Consider the following 16,879-nt stretch of genomic DNA (forward strand, 5'->3'; position numbering starts at 1 on the left):
CAATTCCGGACCTGACCGGGATGTGAATCCACCCAAATCACAACGGGATTCCGATATGGAGCGTTGGTCACGACCTACGGTCGGCGGATACCCGTGGTTGTGCTCGGAGGTGTGTATGGGCGTCGCGGACCGACAGGGAAGCGGTCGCGGTGTGCGGGTGGCCGCGCTGATCGGTGCCGCGGTTCTGATGTGCTCGGGCGGGGTCGCCTTCGCCGACTCGGACGCCCCGATCGCGGAGCGGGTGTCCGCGTCGGCACGCCAGTCACCGAACGGGTCGCGGCTGATCGGCGCGGCGCAAGGGCCGGGACGGGTACTCGACCTGACGGTGTACTCCGCCGCGATGGGACGCAGCGTGTCGGTGGCAGTTCTTCCGGCAGCCGATGTTTCGAAGCCGGCGCCGACCCTGTACCTGCTCAACGGGATCGACGGCGGCACCGACACCGGAAATTGGCGGGACGGCGGAAATTGGTTCACCAAGACCGACGCCGAGCGCTTCTTCGCTGATCAGCAAGTCACGGTGGTGATGCCGGTCGGCGGTGGCGGCACTCTTTTCGCCGATTGGCGGTCCGACGATCCGGTGCTCGGCAGACAGCAGTGGACCACTTTTCTCACTGCCGAACTGTCTGTCGTCATCGACTCCGCGTTTCGCGGTACCGGGGCGAATGCCATTGCGGGGCCGTCGATGGCGAGCTCCGCGGTGTTTCGGCTCGCCCTGGCCGCGCCCGGGCGCTATCGCGCGATCGGTTCCTATAGCGGCTGCGTGCGCACCAGTGACCCGTCCGGACAAGCGATGGTCGACGCCATGGTGATCGCTCAGCACGGCAACCCGGTGAACATGTGGGGCCCGCCCACCGATCCGGCGTGGGCCGCCAACGATCCCTATCTGCACGCGGGTCGCCTGCGCGGCACGACCATCTATGTATCGAGCGGCACCGGGCAGCCCGGTCCGCTCGATACCTTGGACGGTCCCGGGATCAACGCGAATCCGGTGAAGCTCCTGGACCAGCTGACCATCGGCGGAATGCTGGACGCCATTACCGCGGCGTGTACGGCGCAGCTACGAGACCGGTTGCGGGAGTTGGATATTCCCGCAACGTTCGACTCGCGGCCAACCGGCACGCATTCCTGGGGGTATTGGCAGCAAGACCTGCACAACTCCTGGCCGTTGCTGCGCGCGGCGCTCGGCGACTGAGGTCGCGAGGCGTTGTCTTGTGCCGTGACCATCTTCGCGTAATGAGATTTTGTGAGTAGTAGTAGAGATCGTGATTTCACGCGTACCGCCGCACCGTGAGCGATTTGAATAACTTTCACCAACGGGCAATCGGTCACCGGCCAACAGGAGGAAATGTGCGCACTGCGTTCCGAGATCCCGGGATTCCCGACGGCGAGAAGTCCATTTACGCCGTCGGCGTCGCGGATCAGCCGCAGGCGTTCGAAGTGACAAGTGTGGTGACCCGCGCGGAGCACGACTACCACTCGACGGTCGAACTGCGGGCGAGCGACGGGAATCCGACGATCACGATCGAGCAGCGATTCAGCCGGGTCGGTGGCTGGCTACGCGCGGCGGATTATCTGGCCGAAACGCGTTCACAGCACACTGTGGTATCGCGCGAGGAAGCGCATTTTCTCGACACCACGCATCTGCAATTCGGCAGCGGTGTCGGACCGTTCCCGTCGAACGTGGTGCCGTTCATCGGGGGTCTGACATTGCTGCGTGGGCTGGATTTCTTCGAAGGAGCCGAGACCTCCCTCGATCTGTGGCTGGCCTTCTCGGTGCACTGGCCGGTGGCGGCGCGGGTGCAGAAGCAGACGAGCGTCGACGTACCCGCGGGGCGGGTGACCAGCTGGCCGGTGCAGCTGCGGCCGGGCTTCGCGCATGTGAACACGTTGCTGGACAAGATGATCGGCGGCTTCATTCCGTCCTCCATCGCGCACTTCGAGGCGGAGCCGCCACATCGGCTGTTGCGGTTCAGCTTTCCGACCGAGCCGGGCGCCGCACCGCGCGGGCTGATGGAGTTGGTCGCCTAGCCCGGCTGAGCGGCCACCGCTTCGAACATCCGCCGCAGCGCGTGGATATAGCGCTGAACGGATTCGTGCGCCACCGGTGTATCGGGGAAGATGACGCTCAGCGACGTTTCCGACGGCATGCGGTTGATCCACACGAGGACTTCCTCGGACGCAGCGCGATTGGCGAAGATGCCGCCGTGCACCAGGTCGAAGAACTCGTGCCCGGCGAAGTCGCGCGCGTCCACATACGAGATCATCGGCGTCGCCCAACCCGGCTGGATGTGGATGTCGGTATCGGCAGGCAACAGCTCCAGCACGCGATGAAATGACGTGGGCGCGAGCCGGATACCGTTCTCGTAGGCCCGCTGCGCGATTGTCACGGCGCGGGCGAAGGTGGTTGCCGCGATCGGGAAGGCCACTGGGACGAGGGTGACATACCAACCCACCGAGGCTCGTTCCGCGGCCGAGGTACGGGTGCTGAGCGGTGTCATGCCGAAGTAGTAGTCGCTGCCGGTGAGTTCGGCTTCGGCCAGCGCCGCCGCGGCGAAGATGCCGCCGACGAATTCGGCGCCGTTGGCCCGGCACACTTGTTCGAATCGGCGAGCGTCGGCCTCGGCGAGCAACGTGATGCTGCGGTGTGCGCTGCGATTGTATCCATCCGTGCGTTTGCCGAGATCCAAAGGAAAGCGCGGTAATTCGCCATCGTTGCCGCGGATCAACTCCAGCCATTTCCGGACTCCCGGCGAGGCGAGGGTCAACCGCGCGGTGTATTCGCGTTCCGCGGTGCAGTAGTCGAGGTAGCTGGCAGCGGGTTCCAGCATGTCGCCGACGTTCCAGGCTTCGCGCGCATACAGGTAGGCCAGGTCGGAACAGGACAGGTATTGCCCGAGCCCGTCGGTGTGCAGATGGTCCACCGCGAGGTAGACCGTGGTCGCGTCACCGTGCTCGATCGCACCGAAGGAGAAGCAATCCCATTGGAAGGGACCGGGAGTCGTCTTCTGCACGTGCTCCCGGATGGCTTCCGCGTCATCGAGCTCGCCGTAGTCGATCGGAACGAATTCGACTACCTCTTCGGGTACCAGGTGCCGCCGGATCGTCCCGCCGGGGCCGATGGCGAACCAGGTCCGGAAGGTGTCGTGGCGTAGCAGGAAGGCGTTGATGCTGCGCGTCATCGCGTCTCGATCGAGGTCGCCCATGGGTATCTCGACAGTTACCAGGCACAGACCCGAGTAACGGAAGTCGGCCCCGGCGTGCCGATCGGCGAGCCGGAGGTATTCCTCCTGCTGATGCGACGGTGGTGCGGGATGTACGGGTGCCTCGGCCGCGCGCGCAACCGATTCCGGTGCGGCCACCCAGGTCACCAGCCGACCGGGCGCCGGGTTCCATTCATCGATCAGCCCGAGGTCGATCACGGCGCCGCCGCCCCCGCCGGTTCGGGCAGCGGCTGCGGCCGCCCGGCTTCGGCGGCGAGCACGAGTTCGGCAACCTTCGGACCGGCCTGTTCCAGGCTGAATGATCGGCCCATCTGCAATGACATCAGATCGATGCCGAGAGTCTTGGTGACCCGGGCGCCGAGTTCCACTGCCATCAGGGAATCCAGTCCGAGTTCGGGCACCGGAACTGTCATATCGATCGAATCCACCGGGACGCCCATCACGACGGCCAGTTCCGCCGCCATTTTGCGAGCGATGAACGGCCCGCGCTTGGTGTCGTCGAGTTCGACCAGCTCAGCGCGCAGCCGGGCGAGCTCGGAGGTGTCCTTCGCGGCGGCCTTGGCCAGCTCGATCGTCCGGCCGGTGCGGGTCAGTTGCGGGAAGGTGCCGGTGAGTTTGGCCCAGTCGGTAGGGATGATCGCCGCCCGGGTGTCCGCCAAGCGCAGTGTTTGCTCCAGATACGCGGTGGCGTCGGCCATGTCGATCGGCCCGAAGCCGACCAGGTCGAGGTATTTGGTGGCCGTCGCGTCGGCGGCCATCCCGCCCGTCGCCCCGGACAGATGTCCCCACCCGATGCACAGCGCTCGCTCGCCCGCCCTGGCCCACTCCTCGGCCAGTGCCTCGACCGCGAGGTTGGCCGCGCAGTAGTTGTACTGGCCGTAGATGCCGTACATCGAGCCACCGGAGGAGTACAGCACGAACATGTCCAGCCGGATGCCAGCCTCGGTGATCGCGCGGTGCACTGCGCGTGCACCGTGGACCTTCGGCCGGTACACCTTCGCCAACTGTTCGTGCTCCATGAGCTCGATGCGGTTGTCGGCCACCGAGCCCGCCGCATGGAACACGCCGCGCAGCGGGTGTTCGGCGCGGTGTGCCCGGGCTACGACATCGGCGACCGCGTCGGCGTCGGTCACATCGACCAGCTCCTCGATCACCTCGACGCCGATGGTGCGCCATGCCTCGAGCTGGCGCCGTGCCTCCTCGGTGGTCGCACCGCTGCGGCCGAGTAGCACCAGTCGACGCGCGCCGCGCAGGACCAGCCAACGGCCGGTGGCCATGCCGAAACCGCCGAACCCGCCGGTGATGAGATAGGTTGCGCCGTCGCGAATCTCGATGTCGGGCAGATAGGGCCGGACGGGCGGCTCGGGTGCGTCGATGCGCAGCGCGATCCGGGCGAGCCCCGTGGAGCGGATGACCTCCTCGAAAGCGGTTCCTACGTCCTGGGTTTCGAACATCTTGTACGGCAGCGGCCGGTAGACCCCGGCCAGCACGTTCTCGTACACCCGTTGCAGCAGGCTGGCCAGCCGCTCCGGACGGATGGCGACCAACCGGTCCAGATCCATCGAGTAATAGGCCACGTTCTTGTCGAAATTGGCCAGCTCCAGCAGCCCGCCGGTGTAGATGTCGGCCTTGCCGACCTCGACGATGCGCCCGAATTCCGCGACCGCGTTGAAGTTTTGGCGCAGAATCTCGCCAGGGGCGCTGCTCAACACGACCTCGGCGCCGACACCATCGGTCAAGGCGAGCACGTCGTCGACGAAGTCGAGCGAACGCGAGTTGATCGCGTGGTCCGCGCCGAGCGCAAGGATGTGCTGTCGTCGCTCATCGGAACTGGCTGTGCCGATGATCCGCGCCCCCCGCGCCTTGGCCACCTGAATAGCGGCAGTGCCGACGCCGCCTGCGGCGCCGTGGATGAGCACGGTCTCGCCCGGGCCCAGCCGCGCCAGTTCCAGCAGCGCGTATTCGGCCGTGGCGAAAGCGATTGCGCTGGTGCAATAGCCGGGATCGGTGTCGGCGGGCAGCGGAATCACCAGCTGCCGGTCGATGATGGCGTAACGGCGCATCATGCCCTTGGCCGCGACCGCCACCAGGTCCCCGACTGCGACACCCTCGACTCCGGCACCGACCCGCACGACCGTACCCACGCCCTCCATGCCCGGTACGGTGCCGAAATAGGTTGGTGCCAACTCTCTTTCACCGAGTAGGCCGATCACCTTGAGTGGATCCTTGTAATTCAGCCCGATCACCTGCATGCGGACTTCGACCTGACCGTGGCCCGGTTCTCGGCGCGGGCACTGCCGCCAGGCCAGCGCCGACAGCAACCGCGTTCTGGGAAGTTCGAGTTCGAAGTTGGCCTCGGGGTCGGTCAGCGGCTCGGCGGTGTCGTGCACCGCAAGACGCTCAGGCAGCGGCTTGGTCACCTCGGGTGCCCAGCGCTGGCCGTCGCGCAGCAGCACTTCGTCGCAGTTGTCGTACGAAAACGCACCCGGCACAGCCAATTCCGTGACCAGATCGGCGATGTCGGTGTCGGCGTCCACATCGATCAGGCGCCACCGCAACGGTGTCTGCTCGTTCAACAGCACTCGCCGCGCCCCGGCCAGCGCGGACTGGCGGGAGTCCGGCGCGATCGTGCTGTCCGGCAAGGTGAATGCCCGCTCGGTGATCAGGGTGACGTGCACGGAGCCGTCGCCGAAGACCGTCTGCGGCGTCTGTTCGTCCGTGCGCGGGTTGGCGAATTCGTGTACCGCGACGGCGATCCGCTTCAGGGTCCACAGATCCGCGAGATCGTCGGAATCGGCACCGGCCACCACGCACACATGGAGCCGGGCGGTTTCCTCCGTTCGGGCCTGTCGCAGGGTTTCGACCAGCTCCGCTTCCAGGTTCGATGCCGAATCGGCGAGGTACTGCCGTGCGTTCGGGATCGCCGCCGCCAATTGTTCGGCGCGACTGCTCTTTCCGAGCGCGACGACGACCATGGCGGCCGAGCCGGTGTCGGGCAGGGCGGCCGGGTCGACCGGGTCGCGCTGCCGCATGGTTTCGCGGTAATAGAACTCGGCCATCCGATGCAGTGGATCGTCGCCGGGTTTCAGCGCGCCGATCTGCAGGCCGGTCAACCGCAGCACCAGGTTGTCCTCGGCGTCCAGCAGGTCGACGTCGGCGCGCAGCCGGGCCCTGGGATCGCGGCGAGCGACCACCGTGGCCTGCTCGGGAATCGGCGCGAGCAGTCGAACCGCCGCCACTCCGACGGGCACCATGATGCCTTCGTTGATCCGCTCGTCGGCGAACAGCAGTGCCGCGGTCTGCATGGCCGCGTCCACCACCGCGGGATGCGCGAGATGACCTGAGTCCGTGGCGATCGTGCCGTCGACCGTGGCCACCGCCGTATCCCTGCCGACCCGCATCGAGGTAACCCGCCGGAAGGCGGGGCCGTACTGCAGGCCGGCGGCGGTCAGGCCGGTGTAGAACATCTCCGGGTCGATATCGACGCCGACCTCGATGGTGGGCACCGTTGCCTTCGACGGCAGGTGGCTGCCGGTCAGGGTGCGCCCGAATGCGTGGACGGTCCACGCCGATCCGGTCGCATTGCGGGATCTGATCAGGAAGCGGCCGCTGGACTCCTCGATGCTCAGTGCCATGAGCGGCACATCCGGGGCGGCCATGATCAGTGGCGCGACGAAGCGAACCTGCTCCAGCGCAACGCGTTTGACACCGAGGCGAGTCGCCGTCGCGCTGAGGGCGGCGTCCAGATAGGCCGCACCCGGCATGATCCGGATTCCGTTGACCACGTGATCGGCCAACCAGGGCAGCAGTTCGGTACCGACTTGCAGTAGCCAGTCCGCTTTGCCCTCCACGTCCGGATCACCGAGCATGGCGTAGCTGTCCGGGGTGCCGAGCCGGGCCTGCTCGAACAGCGGCAGGGTCGCGTGCAATCGCGTCCGCTGCCACGGGTAGCGGGGGAGCGGCACATGTGCGCTGACCGGGCCGCCTGCCGGGAAGAGCTGTTCCGGCGCGAGCACACCGGCGCTGTAGAGACCGATCAGCGTGCGACGGATACTCGCGGAGTCGGGCTCTTTGCGGTCCAGCGTCGCCACCGTGGTGCCGTGCACGTCCGCGTCCACCAGCGCCTCGCGAATGTTGCCCGACAGCACCGGGTGTGGGCCGATTTCCAGGAACACCCGGCTGCCCGCACCGATGGCCTTCGTCACGGCATCGAAGAAGCGCACCGGCCGGCGAACATTCGCGCACCAGTATTCGGCATCCCAGTCGGCCTCGGTGACGAGTTCGCCGGTGACCGTGGAATACAACGGCACCGTCGGGGACCGGGGGGACAGGTCCGCCAGTTCGGCGCGCAGTTCGTCCAGGATCGGGTCCATCAACCGGCTGTGATACGGCACCTCCACCCGCAGCCTGCGAGCGAAGGCGGCGTCCTCGGTGAGCTTTTCGGCGATCTCGTCCAGCCGATCCGGATCGCCGGACAGAGTGAGGGAACTCGCGCTGTTGATCGCCGCGATATCGACACGCGGGTCGTCCGCGATGAGTTCGCGGGCCCGGTCGAGTGGCAACCCGACGGCGAGCATCCCGCCCGATCCGGCAGTGGTCGCCTGCAACCTGGCTCGATGGTAGGCGACCCGCACCGCCTCGCGCAGCGACAGCATCCCGCTGACATACGCCGCCGACACCTCGCCAACGCTGTGGCCGACGACCGCGGCGGGGGTGATCCCGTACTGGGCAAGCTCACTCACCAACGCCACCTGGACGAGGAAGTTGGCCGGTTGGGCCACCTCGGTGCTCGGCACGCGCGACTCCGCCTCGGACTGCAGGAGCGCGTCGATGATCGACCAGTCCGAGAGCTTGCTGAACTCGGCATCGATCTTTGCCGCGGTTTCGGCGAATACGCCCTCGGCACCGAGCAATTCGCGCGCCATACCCCACCACTGCGGCCCCATGCCGGAGAAGACGAAGACCGGCTCGTCGTTGCGGGCCGCGACCGTGCGCACCGCGTCACGACCCTCGCCCGCCGCGAAGTGCCGCAGATCCCGGAGCACGTCCTCGGTGTCGCCGACCAGTACGCCCGTGCGGTACTGGTGGTGTGCGAGCCGCGTCCACGCCGCCTCGGCCAGCTGGTCAGGGCTGGCGCCCGCGCTGATCAGATCGGCGAAGCGACCGGCGATAGCTCGGGCGGCGCCGGTGCTGCGCGCGGAAATGGGCAGGATCCCGAAGTGCCGCGCCGATTCGGTGGTCCGGCCCGTCGGTTGCGTGCGGTACTCCTGCAGGATCGCGTGGGCGTTGGTGCCGCCGTAGCCGAAGCCGTTGACCGCGATCGTCATCGGATCCGCGTGCGGGGGCAGCGGTTCGGCGTCCACCTGGATCCGCAGGCCGAGCTCGTCGAAGGGAATATCCGGATTGGGCTTGTCGAGCCAGCCCTGCGGCGGAATCACCCGGTGCCGAATTGCCAACGCCGCCTTGATCACGCTTGCGATTCCGGCCGCGGCCTCGGTATGACCGAGTGTCGCCTTGACCGAACCGACGCCGAGGGGGCGCGTGCGTCCGGCCGGTGCGCCGAAGGCGCGGCCGAGTGCGCGCAATTCGACCGGATCCCCGACGAGGGTGCCGGTGCCGTGCGCCTCCACGTAGGTGATCGCGTCCGGTGTCAAACCGGCGCGGGCGCACACGGTGCGGGCCAGTGCCTCTTGCGAATCGGCGTTCGGCACGGTGATCGCCGTGGTGCGCCCGTCCTGGTTGGCGCCGGTGGCCTTGACCACGGCGTAGACGCGGTCACCGTCGCGCACCGCGTCGTCGAGCTTCTTCAGCACCACCATGCCCGCACCCTCGCCACGGCCGTAGCCGTCGGCGGCGGCGTCGAAGGATTTGCATCGGCCGTCGGCGGCGAGGAAGCTGCCCTTGCACATCAGCACGAATGTCTCGGGCTGCAACATGACGTTCACTCCGCCGGCCAGCGCCACTCGGCAGTCGTCGTTGTCGAGTGCCTGGCAGGCCAGGTGGAAGGCGACCAGCGACGACGAGCACGCCGTGTCGACGGTGATCGCTGGGCCGGTCAGGTTGAGCGCGTAGGCGATTCGGTTGGACAGCATGGTGTAGGACGCGCTGGCCGGAGTGTGCATGTCGGTGTGGAACAGCGCCGGGCCCACCACGCCGATCACCGACTGGTCCACCACGAATCCGCCGACGTACACACCGACCGGCGCACCGGCGGTGCGGCCCGCTATGCCCGCGTCGTCGAGCGCCTCCCAGGTCACCTCGAGCAGCAGGCGTTGCTGTGGATCGAGCACGGTCGCCTCGCGAGCCGAGATGCCGAAGAAGTCCGGGTCGAACTCCCAGGGATCGATCGTCATGAACGCGCCGTGCTTGGTGTAGCTGCGGCCGGGGGTACGGGTGTCGGGATCGTAGTATCGGCGGTAATCCCACCGATCCGGCGGAATCTCGACCACGCCGTCCCGTTTGTCGAGGACGAATTCCCAGAACGTGTCGGGCGAATCGATTCCGCCCGCGTATCGACAACCGATACCAACAATAGCGATATCCGACACGTAGGTCCTTCCGAATACGGCCATCCGTCATCGCCGGGCAAAACGGCGAGACGTATAACAAAGTCCAGCACGGTAGACAAACCGGGCTCGAGTATATCGACGGCGAGACGCGGGCCAGGACATTCTGGAGATCGCTGAAAAATCGAGCCCGATCGTTTGTGAAATGACCTAATTCAGGGCGCTTTACGTCCCTTCGCGACGGTGATCCGGTATCTGCCCGGGCGATAGGTACAGGTCACAGTGAGGATGTCCATAGAATTGTGCACTGTCGGAATCGTCGAACTTCCTCGTGCGCATCGTGATATCCCTTGATACGTTCCAGGCAATTCGCCCGGCGCCACCGAGAGTCGAGCATTCACGCACGTATTAGGGAGGCGGCGGTTGTTCGCCGATTTCACGCAGTGGGCAGATGTTGTCGTCCGGCGGCGGTTCGCGGTGATCGGTGTGGTCGTGTTCGCAATGCTGGCACTGGGTGCGTATGGGCTCGGCCTCGGCGACGAATTGAGTTCTCGCGGCTGGGACGACCCGACGTCGGAATCGGCGCAGGCGGCGCGGTTGCGCGATGAGGTGTTCGGCCGGGACCACAGCGGAGACGTGATACTGCTGTTCCACGCGCCCCCCGGAAAAACGATCGACGATCCGGCGTTCGCCGACGTGGTCGTCGACAGCCTGAACGACCTGCCACGGCGCTTTCCGAACGAAATCGCGAAGATCAACGGCACCTACTGGCCGACCGAAACCGGCCTGACGCTACCGGATCTCTTCGGCTCCGCTGATCGTAAGCACGCGTTCGCGTCCGTCGCCGTGCAGGGTGGCGACGACACCGAGCTGATGCGCAACTTCGGCAAAGTCGCGGACCGCTTCGACATCCCGGGCATCGATATGGAGGTCGCCGGTGGGCAGGCGGTCGCCGGCGCGCTCAACGACACCATGGTGCACGATCAGCGGCGGATGGAACTGGTCGCCATCCCGGTCGTCGCTGTGCTGCTGTTCTTCCTCTTCGGCGGTGTCGTCGCCGCGGCTCTTCCGCTGATCGTGGGCGGACTGACCGTGCTCGCCGCGTGGGGGGTCATTCGCGGCATCACCACCGTCACGGAAGTGAATTCGTTTGTCTCACCGGTAGTTTCGATGATCGGACTGGGACTGGCCATCGACTACGGGCTGTTCATCGTGAGCCGATTCCGAGACGAACTCGCCGACGGCCACGAGGTCGCGGTGGCGGTCCGGCGGGCGGTGACGACCGCCGGACGGACAGTGGTGTTCTCGGCGACCATCGTGGTCGCCGCCGCGGGCGGCATTCTGCTGTTCCCACAGGGCTTCCTGAAGTCGTTCGCCTATGGCGCGATGGTCACCGTCACACTGGCGGCACTGACCGCGATCACGCTGTTGCCCGGGCTGCTCGCGGTACTCGGCCACCGGGTGGACGCATGGGGATTCGACTGGTTCCGAAAGACCAGGCCCGCCGACGATGTGCCGCACAACTTCTGGGGTCGCATCGCCGCGGCGGTGATGAAACGGCCACTCGCCGTGGCGATCCCGGTGTGCGCCGGGCTGCTGTTGCTCATCGCGCCGGTACAGCACTTGGTATTCGGCGGCATCACCGAGCGCTTCCTGCCCCCGGCGGACCCGACTCGATTGGCGCAGCAGCACTTCGATGAAATCTTCCCGTTGCGCCGGATCGATCCGATCCACCTGGTCATGGTCACCTACCGTAGCTCGGACATCGATACGGTGGTGACGCGCGCGAATCAGGCGCCAGGTCTGGCAGCACCGTTCCCCGCACCGATGCAGGGCCCGGCGGACCCCTTTGTCTACACCACCGACACCGTGCTGGCCGGCTCGGACAACGCGGACGCGGCCATCGACTACCTGCGCTCCATGGAGTTGCCCAACGGGACGACGCTGCTGGTCGGTGGTCAACCCGCCGCACAGCGCGACAGCATCGACGCGTTGCTCGACCGGCTACCGCTGATGCTCACGCTGGTGTTCATCGCAACGACCGCGCTGCTGGTGCTGACCTTCGGCTCGCTGGTGTTGCCGCTCAAAGCGGCGGCGTTGAACCTACTCGGGCTCGGGGCCACCATCGGCGTTCTGACCTGGATATTCGTCGAAGGACACGGCGCGGACCTACTGGGCTTCACACCCCAGCCGATCATGCCGTTGGTATTGATGCTCATCATTTCGGTGATCTACGGCCTGTCCACCGACTACGAGGTGTTCCTGCTCGCCCGCATCGTCGAGGCGCACCGGGCGGGGGTGTGCACCACCGACGCGGTCCGCATCGGTGTCGCCCGCACCGGCCGGATCATCACCGCCGCCGCCCTGATCTTGATCGTGGTAACCGGTGTATTCGCGCTCTCCGATCTGGTGATGATGCAATACATCGCCCTCGGGATGGTCACGGCACTGTTCATCGACGCGACGGTGCTGCGCCTACTGCTCGTCCCCGCGACGATGAAACTGCTCGGCGACGCGTGCTGGTGGGCACCCGCCTGGATGCGCCGCGTCCATCGGAAAGTCGTTGACCGCGAGCCGATTACCGGCGATGCGCGGGTAGTGCTACTCACCAAGGCGGGGAGTTCTTCGGTGTATACGGACAAGTGGGATTCCTGAGCTCCAGCTGGCTGCAATCTCCCCAACCGGGCGAAAAGCGCTTGCGCTGAAACGGCATGCTCGGGTGCGGTCGCCGCTGAGGGCGCCGCCACCGGCTGCGATCGTCGCTCGAAACTCTGGAGATCGTACCGATTCTTCCTAAACGAATTTCGAGAAAGTTGTGAATCGTTCAGTATCCACGCAGAGCAGAAGTCTTCTCGTACTCGTCGGCGTTAGCGTTTGCACGCTTCGGCGCTGAGCGCCGAGCACATTACCGAGAACACTTCTGTAATGAGGCAAAATGAAAATCACTACCCGGCTGTGTTCAGGGCTTTTCGCAGGCGCACTCGCGCTTGTCATCGGAATGACCGATGCCGGCGCGGATCCCACGACAACCCCTACTCCATCTACCTCAGCTCCAGCGTCCGGCGACCCGCAACAACAGCTCGCCAGCTCCATCACCTCTGGTCTGAAGAATCAGTCGGCGAAGCCGATCGTCGACACCGACTCTGGCAGCTACGCCTCCGACACCGTCGGGTCCGGCCCGCAGATGTCGGCGTTTCTAGCGGCATTCGGCTACAGCTTGGCCAACCCGGATGCGGCACCCCCCGGCACCAACGACTGGAGCTGCAAACCCACCGCGGACCAACCGCGCCCCGTCGTACTGGTGCACGGAACCTGGGCGAATGCCTACGACTCGTTCGCATTCATGAGCAAGCCCATCAAAGACGCCGGCTTCTGCGGGTTCACCTTCAATTACGGCCGATCCAACCTTCTACAGGGCGGGGGTGTTGGTTCAGCATTGCCGGGAGCCTATGGTACCGGCGACATTCCAACCTCGGCCAAGCAACTGGCTACCTTCATCGATCGGGTGCTCTCCGCCACCGGTGCTCAGCAGGTCGACATCATCGGCTGGTCACAAGGCGGATCGATGGCCAACTGGTACACCAAGTACGAAGGCGGCGCGGCGAAGGTCAAGAACTTGATCACCTATGGCGCCACCCACCACGGTACAACCCTCCTCGGGATCGCAACGCTCGGCCGGGCGATCAACAACTTCGGGATCGATGTCCTCGGGCCGATTTCCCTTATTGTCGGAAAATCGGGAATTCAACAAACCATCGGCTCGGATTTCGTGACCAAACTCAATGCCAACGGAGACACCGTGTCCGGCATTACCTACACTATCGTTGCCACCAGATATGACGAAGTAACCACCCCCCACGACTCGACCTTCCTGAAAGCCGGTCCCGGAGCGACGGTGAACAACATCACCCTGCAGGACGGCTGCGAGATCGACCTGTCCGACCACCTCACCATGATGTACTCGCCGCGGGCCCTGTCGATTGCGCTCAAAGCTCTTGACCCGGCGAAGAACCCGACCCTCGCCTGTCAACCCAACCCGTGGCTGATCGGCGGTGGCGGCCGCCTCTGATCATCCTCGACCCAGGGTCCCGCCTGACGGCTCCGAACAGCCGAGCCGTCAGGCGGGCTCCGTCCGCAGCCAGGTACGGTCAGCGGCGGTCCGGATCGGCACCCATGTTCGACACCCGGGGCGGCAGGGACTCAGGGGTGAACTAGCTATTTTGCTGCCGTTCCCGCAGCGGCATCCGATACTGTGCCGACACGACCTGACGGAAGGAGCCGCAGATTGGCCTCGAGCCGGTCACCACGGTGGGAGCCGCGCAACGGTGTCGGCGTTGTTGCGTTGGTGGCTGGGATTGTTTCCGTCGTTTTCGCGTTCGTTCCGATCGTTGGGGAGCTGGTCGCTGCCCCGACTGCCGTAGTGGCGCTGACTTGTGGATGGATCGGTTTTGTCCGTGCCGACAAGGGTTTGGCCACCAATCCCCGCGATGCGGTAGTCGGTGGCGCCCTCGGCATGCTGTCGATCTTCGTGATGTTCCTGGTGTTCGCCGCAACGAACAGCGCCCCGGCGTAGCCCATACGGCCGCGGATCGGGTGCGTGCACCGGCCCGTGCTTCGTGACGAGGCATGGGCGGACTGGGCAACCTTGTAGCACCGCCCCTGAAATCGGGGGCGGCCGGGCACCTGTGCTGAAGTGGGCAGTGCCACAAGGAATATCGGAGCGGAGAGTTGCATGATGATCGACCGCAGTGAAAGCGTCGTCGTTTTCGCGTTGGGTCCGAATCCCGACGACGGTTTCACCACGACGGTGCGGACGCGGGACGACTTCGCGGTGAAGCAGGCGTGGCGGGAACTGGTTGCGGACCACGACCTCCGGCCCGAGCAGGTGACCGAATTGTTCACCGAGTGGCAGCCGTCGCCGGCCGACGCCTTGTTCATCGAGCAGACCTTCGGCGAGATCGAAATGTCCCACATGTTCGAGCGCCCCGCGCCGGACGGGTGGGGTATCGCTTCCAGGGCGGCTCTGCCATCCTGCTCCCCGGCTTCCACGAATGGGTCGTGGACAACACCGGCTCGCAGGAGCTGATCGTCGCCGTCCACTGCCCCGACGAACTGTTCGTCACACCCGCGGATTCCGCCATGGCCGAAAAGATGTGTCGCGACGTCCACAACGCGGAACCCCGCTGCGCCGAACTGCGCCCCGCACTCTTCCGAATCGCCGGAAACGGCCTCGACAACATCGAATTCGTGCTCGAGCGCACCCTGGCCATGAAAGCCGTTGGGTTGCACGCTTAGGCGCGCATGACAGGCTCCGGCAGGGGACCGAGACGATCGATCACGCGCTCGCGCAACAGGAGATACTCACTCCACCGGTGGCGCGTCGGGCCCGGCGGGCGTTCGACAACGCGGGCCGCTGCCACTGTCTGGTTGAGCTGAAACTGCTCACGAGTCAAATCGAGTTCGATACCGCTCGACAACCGATTCCACCAGTGAAATCCATGTTGTTCCCCGCCGAGCCACACCTCACCGACCATCAGGTCACCGCCGAAGATGTCGTTGACGATAAAGGCGGTGATGTCGCAGTGACCATACGAAGGATTACCGGGCTGCCAGTCGGCACGAGCAAGGTCATCCGCTGAGCAGGTGTCAGCAGCCCAGCTCGCCCGCAGAGCGCCGTCGATGGCGAGTAGGTTCCAAAGGATCATTTCCGAAGCATCCCATCTCGGTCCGACAACCGAATGACGGCCGGAAATGCATCTGGACCAACGTCATTGGCAAGATGTCTTTGTATCGCCAGGCGAACCAGTAGCCCGGGAATGTGAAGATCACCCGATACGAACGCCCATGCCGACCAGCGAGAACAAGACCGTGGTGAGAACCGGTGCCCAGCCGCCCAATGCGGGCCTTCATCGGTGCAGGTCCAGGGAGCCCGGGTCGACGATGCTGACGCCGCCGTCTGCGACGAGAACCGACCCGGTGAGGTAGGTGGAGTCGGCGGAGGCGAGGAACAAGCACACGCCCGCGATCTCTTCCGGTTCGCCTTGACGGCCCAGGGGGATGTAGCGGGTGGCGAATTGCCTGGCAGCGCTGTCGTCGAGGTCGCGGCTGTGCATGAGATGGCTGATCATGTTGTCGGACATAGGTGTTCGGATCTGGCCGGGGCAGATGGCGTTGACTCGGATGCCCTGCGGCCCGTAGTCGACGGCCAGGGATCGGGTCAGCCCGATCAATGCGTGCTTGCCGGTGACGTATCCGGCACGGTCGGCCGGGGCACTGAGTCCCGCTATCGATCCCACGATGATCACCGAGCCGCGGGTTGCGCGCAAAGCGGGCAGAGCGGGGCGCACGGTGCTGTAGCAGGTGGTGACGTTGAGGCGCAGGGCTTCGTCCCAGTCGGCGCGGGACGTTTCGCCGACAGTGTCGCCGCCGCCGGTGCCCGCGTTGGCGACAACGATGTCGAGCCTGCCGAACTGTTGCGTCGCAGTGTCGACGGCCGCGGCCATGGCCGCATCGTCGGCTGCGTCGGCGGAGATGACCACAGCGTCGCCGGACAGCTCCGCGGCCACGGTCTCCAGTGGTTCGCGGCGTCGGCCCACCAGCAGTACCCGCGCACCCTCGGCGGCGAAGCGGCGGGCCGTCGCGGCCCCGATTCCGGTGCCCGCGCCGGTGATCAAGGCGACTTTGCTCGCCAGCCTGCTCATCCGTGCTCCGCAGCGAGCGACACCTCGACCGGACCCGCGCCTCGCTCGAGGGAGATACGACTGAATTTGCCGTCCCGGATGAGGTAGTGCGCGTCCAACGGCGCGATGCGGACGTCTCCGGCGTGCATCGGACCGGTCGCGAGTTTGTCGGTGTCGTGGACGCATTCCATCTTTTCGCGCGCCCGCACCCACAGGCTGTTGTCGCCCTCGTTGATCACTTCGTCGATGAGCAGGGTTTCGGTGACGCCGTCGTGGATTTCGGTCAGCCATCGGAGCGTGTCGGCGGCACCGTGGGTCACTGTCTTGCCGTAGATGACGAAACTGACATCGTCGGCGTAATAGGTGTCGACGACAGTGCGGTAGTCACCGGAGTTGTAGAGCGAGACGTATGTGTCGTAGGTCCTGCGATCCATGGCGGCCTCCTTTCGGGGATGACGGATCGGGTGAACTG

Annotated in this window: 12 protein-coding genes; 7 read left to right on the plus strand and 5 right to left on the minus strand. The window is 65.7% G+C overall.

Annotated elements, in window-relative coordinates:
• The first annotated feature begins 115 nt into the window (after positions 1–115).
• On the plus strand, positions 116–1,192 hold the full coding sequence (locus ACFK0J_RS15520) for an alpha/beta hydrolase (protein WP_378740759.1): 1,077 nt from the start codon (positions 116–118) through the stop codon (positions 1,190–1,192).
• Positions 1,193–1,347: 155 nt separating this feature from the next.
• Positions 1,348–2,028 carry a hypothetical protein gene (locus tag ACFK0J_RS15525; RefSeq protein ID WP_378740761.1) on the plus strand — a complete coding sequence of 227 codons (681 nt, stop codon included), beginning with the start codon at positions 1,348–1,350 and terminating at the stop codon, positions 2,026–2,028.
• Here ACFK0J_RS15525 and ACFK0J_RS15530 read toward each other — a convergent pair.
• Both ACFK0J_RS15530 and ACFK0J_RS15535 read right to left on the minus strand, forming a co-directional pair.
• A complete protein-coding gene (locus tag ACFK0J_RS15530; protein ID WP_378740763.1) occupies positions 2,025–3,419 on the minus strand; it encodes a condensation domain-containing protein in 1,395 nt (464 codons plus the stop codon). The genes ACFK0J_RS15525 and ACFK0J_RS15530 overlap by 4 nt on opposite strands.
• Positions 3,416–9,769: a type I polyketide synthase gene (locus ACFK0J_RS15535; RefSeq protein WP_378740765.1), complete on the minus strand. Its 6,354-nt coding sequence runs from the start codon at positions 9,767–9,769 to the stop codon at positions 3,416–3,418. Before ACFK0J_RS15535 ends, ACFK0J_RS15530 begins: the two co-directional genes overlap by 4 nt.
• A 381-nt stretch (positions 9,770–10,150) precedes the next feature.
• Between ACFK0J_RS15535 and ACFK0J_RS15540 the strand changes: the two genes are divergently transcribed.
• The 5 genes from ACFK0J_RS15540 (at position 10,151) to ACFK0J_RS15560 (ending at position 15,022) form a co-directional block, all read left to right on the plus strand.
• Positions 10,151–12,382 (plus strand): MMPL family transporter, encoded by a 2,232-nt coding sequence (locus ACFK0J_RS15540; protein WP_378740767.1) that lies wholly within the window; start codon positions 10,151–10,153, stop codon positions 12,380–12,382.
• 280 nt (positions 12,383–12,662) lie between these two features.
• Entirely contained in the window at positions 12,663–13,796 is a 1,134-nt protein-coding gene (locus ACFK0J_RS15545; RefSeq protein WP_378740770.1) for an esterase/lipase family protein, read from the plus strand.
• 351 nt (positions 13,797–14,147) lie between these two features.
• Positions 14,148–14,300, plus strand: a complete 153-nt coding sequence (locus ACFK0J_RS15550) for a hypothetical protein (RefSeq protein WP_246634557.1) — start codon at positions 14,148–14,150, stop codon at positions 14,298–14,300.
• Positions 14,301–14,459: 159 nt separating this feature from the next.
• Positions 14,460–14,813 carry a hypothetical protein gene (locus tag ACFK0J_RS15555; RefSeq protein WP_378740773.1) on the plus strand — a complete coding sequence of 118 codons (354 nt, stop codon included), beginning with the start codon at positions 14,460–14,462 and terminating at the stop codon, positions 14,811–14,813.
• Positions 14,786–15,022 carry a hypothetical protein gene (locus ACFK0J_RS15560; protein ID WP_378740775.1) on the plus strand — a complete coding sequence of 79 codons (237 nt, stop codon included), beginning with the start codon at positions 14,786–14,788 and terminating at the stop codon, positions 15,020–15,022. The genes ACFK0J_RS15555 and ACFK0J_RS15560 overlap by 28 nt, the downstream gene beginning before the upstream one ends.
• Here ACFK0J_RS15560 and ACFK0J_RS15565 read toward each other — a convergent pair.
• From ACFK0J_RS15565 to ACFK0J_RS15575, 3 genes are all read right to left on the minus strand, one after another.
• Positions 15,019–15,432 (minus strand): hypothetical protein, encoded by a 414-nt coding sequence (locus ACFK0J_RS15565; RefSeq protein ID WP_378740777.1) that lies wholly within the window; start codon positions 15,430–15,432, stop codon positions 15,019–15,021. The two genes, ACFK0J_RS15560 and ACFK0J_RS15565, sit on opposite strands and share 4 nt — an antisense overlap.
• Before the next feature lie 201 nt (positions 15,433–15,633).
• Complete coding sequence (locus ACFK0J_RS15570) at positions 15,634–16,428, minus strand: SDR family NAD(P)-dependent oxidoreductase (RefSeq protein ID WP_378740779.1); 795 nt, start codon at positions 16,426–16,428, stop codon at positions 15,634–15,636.
• Positions 16,425–16,841, minus strand: coding sequence for a hypothetical protein (locus ACFK0J_RS15575; protein ID WP_378740781.1), 417 nt, complete (start codon positions 16,839–16,841; stop codon positions 16,425–16,427). Before ACFK0J_RS15575 ends, ACFK0J_RS15570 begins: the two co-directional genes overlap by 4 nt.
• Positions 16,842–16,879 lie beyond the last annotated feature (38 nt).

The sequence above is a fragment of the Nocardia brasiliensis genome (assembly GCF_042691675.1).
GTDB lineage: Bacteria > Actinomycetota > Actinomycetes > Mycobacteriales > Mycobacteriaceae > Nocardia > Nocardia brasiliensis_D.

Bases quoted from the DNA above. Each gene is read 5' to 3' on its own strand.
- ACFK0J_RS15570 (WP_378740779.1), bottom strand. From the start codon at position 16,428: ATGAGCAGGCTGGCGAGCAAAGTCGCCTTGATCACCGGCGCGGGCACC.
- ACFK0J_RS15520 (WP_378740759.1), top strand. From the start codon at position 116: ATGGGCGTCGCGGACCGACAGGGAAGCGGTCGCGGTGTGCGGGTGGCC.
- ACFK0J_RS15565 (WP_378740777.1), bottom strand. From the start codon at position 15,432: ATGATCCTTTGGAACCTACTCGCCATCGACGGCGCTCTGCGGGCGAGC.
- ACFK0J_RS15575 (WP_378740781.1), bottom strand. From the start codon at position 16,841: ATGGATCGCAGGACCTACGACACATACGTCTCGCTCTACAACTCCGGT.
- ACFK0J_RS15545 (WP_378740770.1), top strand. From the start codon at position 12,663: ATGAAAATCACTACCCGGCTGTGTTCAGGGCTTTTCGCAGGCGCACTC.
- ACFK0J_RS15555 (WP_378740773.1), top strand. From the start codon at position 14,460: ATGATGATCGACCGCAGTGAAAGCGTCGTCGTTTTCGCGTTGGGTCCG.